This is a genomic window from Streptomyces rubellomurinus (assembly GCF_000961885.1).
In the GTDB taxonomy this organism is placed as follows: domain Bacteria; phylum Actinomycetota; class Actinomycetes; order Streptomycetales; family Streptomycetaceae; genus Kitasatospora; species Kitasatospora rubellomurina.
Map to the genome: position 1 here is coordinate 1 of NZ_JZKH01000176.1, position 5507 is coordinate 5507.

The window sequence follows — 5507 nt, forward strand, 5'->3', positions numbered from 1 at the left end:
CAACTGCTCACGATCAGCGGCCGCCACCACACCCCGGTGCTCCAACTGCGCCCGCGTCGTCGCCGCCGAGAACCCCACATCGGCGAGCGACAGCTCCGGTCGCGCCAGCAGATGCGCCCGCAGCCGCTCCGCCTGCGCCCGCACCGCCGCCGCACTGCGACCCGACACCGGCACCGCGACCGCCGGAGCGACCGGAGCCGGCTCGGCCACCGGGGCTTCCTCCGCCGCCGGCGCCTCCTCCAGGATCACGTGCGTGTTCGTCCCGCTGACGCCGAACGAGGACACGGCCGCACGACGCGGCCGCCCGTCCACGACCGGCCACTCCCGCGCCTCGGTCAGCAGCTCCACCCGGCCCGAGGTCCAGTCGATGTGCGGCGAGGGCTCGTCGACGTGCAGCGTTGCGGGCAGCACGCCGTTGCGCATCGCCATCACCATCTTGATGACGCCCGCCACACCGGCGGCCATCGAGGTGTGGCCGATGTTCGACTTGATCGAGCCGAGCCACAGCGGCTCGCCCTCGCGCTCGCGCCCGTACGTCGCGAGCAGTGCGTGCGCCTCGATCGGGTCGCCGAGGGTGGTGCCGGTGCCGTGGCCCTCGACGGCGTCCACGTCGTCCGCCGACAGCCCGGCGTTGGCGAGCGCCGCCCGGATCACCCGCTCCTGCGACGGGCCGTTCGGGGCCGTGAGGCCGTTGCTCGCGCCGTCCTGGTTGACGGCCGTGCCGCGGATCAGGCCGAGGATGCGGCGGCCGTTGCGCTTGGCGTCGGACAGCCGCTCCAGCACGACCAGGCCGAGGCCGTCCGCGAAGCCGGTGCCGTCCGCCGAGGACGCGTACGCCTTGCAGCGCCCGTCCGGCGACACGGCCTGCTGCTTGCTGAACTCGGCCAGCATGAACGGGCCGGACATCACGGTGACGCCGCCGACCAGGGCCATCGAGCACTCGTTGGCGCGCAGCGCCTGCACGGCCATGTGCAGGGCGACCGAGGAGGAGGAGCAGGCGGTGTCGACGGACACCGCCGGGCCCTCCAGGCCGAACACGTACGAGATGCGGCCCGAGGACACGCTCGCCGCGCCGCCGGTCAGCTGCAGGCCCTCGATCTGCGGCAGGCTGCCGGCGGGCATCGCGCAGTAGTCGCTGGTGCCGACGCCGCAGAAGACGCCGGTGTTGCTGCCGCGCAGCGAGGTCGGGTCGATGCCGGCGTGCTCGAACGCCTCCCAGGAGGCTTCGAGCAGCAGGCGCTGCTGCGGGTCCATGGCCAGGGCCTCGCGGGGCGAGATCCCGAAGAAGTCGGCGTCGAACTCGCCGACGTCCTCCAGGAAGCCGCCGCCGCTGGTGGACACGGTGCCGGGGCGGCTCATGGTCGGGTCGTAGATCCGCTCGACGTCCCAACCGCGGTCGGTGGGCAGGCCGGTGACGGCGTCACGGCCGGCGGCCACGAGCTCCCACAGCTGCTCGGGGGTGGTGACCCCGCCCGGGTAGCGGCAGCTCATGCCGACGATCGCCAGCGGTTCGCTGGCCTGGGCGAGGATCTGCTTGTTCAGCTGGCGGAGCCGGTCGGTCTCCTTGAGGGACTTCCTCAGCGCTTCTATGAGCTGGTTCTGATCGGTGGCCATTCTCTATTCCTTCGTCTCCGAGCTCATTGCGGCGAGGGCGTGGTCGGCCGGGTTCACCCGAGGTCCTCCTGCGCCATCCGGATCAGGGCTTCCGCATCCATCTCGTCGATCGACGCGCCGCCGACCTCCTCGGTTGCCGTTTCGGGCGTCCCACTGTCCGCCAGTTCCCGCAGGGTGCCCAGGAGTCCGGCCATCCGCAGTCGGTCGATCGGGATCGACGCTAGCAGCGCGCGGATCTCCTCCTCCTCGGACTTCGGGCGGGCCGCCGCGTCGGGGACGATCTCCGGCAGGAGGTGGCGGGCGATGGCCGCCGGCGACGGGTGGTCGAACACGACGGTGGCGGCCAGTCGGACGCCGGTGGCCTGGGTGAGCCGGTTGCGCAGTTCGACGGCGCTCAGCGAGTCGAAGCCGAGGTCCTTGAACGCGCGCTCCGGGTCGATCGAGGCGGCCGAGGCGTGGCCGAGGACGGCCGCGACCTGCGCCTGGACGACCTCCAGGACGATCCGCTCGCGCTCCGCCTCCGGCACAGCCCCGAGCCGCTGGGCGAGCACGCCCGCCCCGGCGTCGGCCGCCCGGGCCGGCAGCCGGACCAGGCCGCGCAGCAGCGGCGGCAGCAGGCCCGCCCGGGCCTGCTGCCGCAGCACGGCGGCGTCCAGCAGGACGGGCGCCACCACGGCGGCGTCCACCTCCAGCGACCGGTCGAACAGGGCCGGGCCGGTCTCCGGGGTCAGCGCGCTGACGCCCATCCGGCCGAGCCGGGCCAGCTCCGCCTCGCCCAGCTGGGCGGCCATGCCGGCCGTTTCGGACCACAGGCCCCAGGCGAGCGAGGTCGCGGGCAGGCCGGCGGCCCGGCGGGACGCGGCCAGCGCGTCCAGGGCCGCGTTCGCCGCCGCGTAGTTGCCCTGGCCGGGGCTGCCCATCAGGGCGGCGACGGAGGAGAACAGCACGAACGCCGAAAGGTCCGTCCCGGCGGTCAACTCGTGCAGGTGCCAGGCTGCTTCGAGCTTCGGGCGCAGCACGCGCGCGACCTGCTCGGGCGACAGCGACTCGACCGTGCCGTCGTCCAGCACGCCGGCCGCGTGCACGACGGCGGTCAGCGGCTTCGCCGACCCGCCGATCGCGGCGGCCAGTTGCGCGCGGTCCGCGACGTCGCAGGCGACGACCTGCGCGGTGGCGCCCAACTCGGCCAGCTCGGCGACCAGTTCGGCGGCGCCCGGGGCCTGCGGGCCGCTGCGGCTGAGCAGCAGCAGGTCGCGCACGCCGTGCGCGGCCGCCAGGTGCCGGGCGAAGACCGCGCCGAGGCCGCCCGTACCGCCGGTGACCAGGACGGTCCCGTCCGCGCCCAGCGGGGCCGGGACGGTCAGCACGACCTTGCCGACGTTGCGGCCCTCGCGCAGGTGGCGCAGCGCCTCGCGGCCCTGCCGGACGTCCCAGGTGCGGACGGGCGCGAACCGCAGCACGCCCTGCTCGAACAGGGCGACGATCTCGGCCAGCAGCTCGGCCAGGCGCTGCGGCCCGGCCTCCCACAGGTCGAACGCGCGGTAGGCGACGCCCGGCCGGGCGGCCGCGACGGCGTCCGCGTCGCGGATGTCGGCCTTGCCCATCTCCACGAACCGGCCGCCGCGCGGCAGCAGGTCCAGCGAGGCGTCGACGAACTCGCCGGTGAGCGAGTTCAGCACGACGTCCACCCCGGCGGCGCCGGTGGCCGCCAGCAGGGCGTCCCGGAAGCCCGGGTCGCGGGAGTCGGCGATGCGGTCGGCCGCGATGCCCTCGGCCCGCAGCCCGTCCCACTTGGCGCGGCTCGCCGTGACGAACACCTCCGCGCCGAGGTGCCGGGCGAGCTGCACGGCGGCCGTGCCGACCCCGCCGGCAGCGGCGTGCACCAGCACCCGCTCGCCCGCGCGCAGCCCGGCCAGGTCCACCAGGCCGTAGTAGGCGGTCGCGTACGCCACCGGGACGGAGGCCGCCTCGGTGAACGACCAGCCGTCCGGGATCCGGGCGAGCAGCGCCCGGTCGGCGACGGCCACCGGGCCGAAGGAGCCGCCCACGATCCCGAACACCCGGTCGCCGGGGGCCAGGTCGGTGACGTCGGTGCCGACCTCCAGCACCGTGCCCGCCGCCTCGGCGCCCAGCGGGACGTCGTCGGGGTACACGCCGAGGGCGATCAGCACGTCGCGGAAGTTCACCCCGGCGGCGCGGACGGCGATCCGCACCTCGCCGGCCGCGAGCGGGCGGCGGGCGGTCGACGGGGTGACCTCCACGCCGTCCAGGGAGCCCTTGCGGGTGACGGACAGGTGCCACGGCTCGTCGGCGGCCGGGGCGGGCGCGGCGGTCAGGCGCGGGGCGAGCACGCGCTCGCCGCGCACGGCGACCTGCGGCTCGTCGGCGTCGAGCAGCGCGCCCCAGTCGGGCGCCTCGCCGTCCGCCTCGCCGTCCGTCTCGTCCAGGTCGACCAGCAGGAACCGGCCCGGGTGCTCGGACTGCGCGCTGCGCAGCAGGCCCCAGAGCGCGGCCTGGGCGGTGTCCGCCGCCCCGCCGTCCACGGCCACCGCGTTCCGGGTCACCAGGGCCAGCCGGACCTCGGCCGTCCAGTCGGCGGCCAGCCACCGCTGCACCAGGGCCAGCGCCCCGACGACGGCCTCGCGGGCCGCCTCCGCGCCCCGGGCGGCGACGGACGCGACGACCAGCCGCGGCTTCGGGGCGCCCTCGGCGAGCGCCTTCTCCAGCGCGGCCAGGTCGGCGAACGGCTCGCCGTCGACGCCCGCGCCGCCCAGCACCGCCGGGCGGACGGGCTGCGCCGCGCCGAGCGCCACCGGGGACCAGTCCAGCCGGTAGACGGACTGCCCGCCGCCGTTGCGCAGCCGCTCCAGCTGGGCCGCGTCGACCGGGCGCATGTCCAGCCGCTCCAGGCTCAGCACCGGCTCACCCTGCTCGGACACCACGTCCAGCCCGAAGGCGGCCTCGTCCACCCGGCGCATCCGGATCCGCACCCGGGACAGGCCGCGCGGCGCGATCCGCACCCCGGACCAGGAGAACGGCAGGAACGCCTGGTCGTTGGGCCCGTCCGAGAGCAGGCCGGCGTGCAGGGAGGCGTCGAACAGCGCGGGGTGGATGCCGAAGCCGTCGCCGCCGGTGTCGCCCGGCAGGGCCACCTCGGCGTACACCGCCTCGCCGACGCGCCAGGCCGTCCGGACGCCCTGGAACACCGGGCCGTAGTCGAAGCCGAGGTCGGCCATGCCCGCGTACAGCGCGGCGCCGGTCAGCTCCGTGCCGCCGGCGGGCGGCCACTCGGTCGGCAGCCACACCGCCGGGGCGGCGCTCTCGGCGGCCAGCCAGCCGCGCGCGTGGCACACCGGCTCGACGGCCTCCTCGGCCGCCGCCTCCGGGCGGGCGAACACCGCCACCTCGCGGCGGCCGTCCTCGCCCACCGTGCCCACGGTGACCCGCAGTTGGGCGGCGGCGCCCTCCTCCAGCAGCAGCGGCGACTCCATCACCAGCTCGTCCACCACCGGCACACCCACCCGGCGACCGGCCGCCGCGACCAGCTCCACCCAGGCCGTACCGGGGACGATCACGTGGCCGAGCACGACGTGGTCGGCCACCCACGGCTGGGCGCCTGCGGTGAGGCGGCCGGTGAACAGCCACTCGTCGCGGTCACCGACCTGGGCGGCGGCGGCGAGCACCGGGTGCTCGATCCGGTCCAGGCCGGCGGCCGTGACGTCCCCGGCGCCCGCACCCGGGGTCAGCCAGAAGCGCTCGCGCTGGAAGGCGTAGGTGGGCAGGTCGACGACCTGGGCGCCGGTGCCCGCGTAGAAGGCGGTCCAGTCGACGGCGGTGCCGGCGGTGTGGGCCTGGCCCACGAAGGCGGCGAAGGTCTCGCGGTCGTCCTGCTT

1 protein-coding gene and 1 pseudogene are annotated in these 5507 nt (G+C 76.1%); both read right to left on the reverse strand.

All coding sequences use genetic code 11. The features are described from left to right. Positions 1–1605 (reverse strand): annotated as a pseudogene (locus tag VM95_RS36725) (type I polyketide synthase); the annotation flags it as partial. A gap of 62 nt (positions 1606–1667) precedes the next feature. Beyond that, positions 1668–5507, reverse strand: a 3840-nt coding sequence (locus tag VM95_RS36730) for an SDR family NAD(P)-dependent oxidoreductase (protein ID WP_045705497.1), incomplete at its 5' end; no start/stop codon positions are given.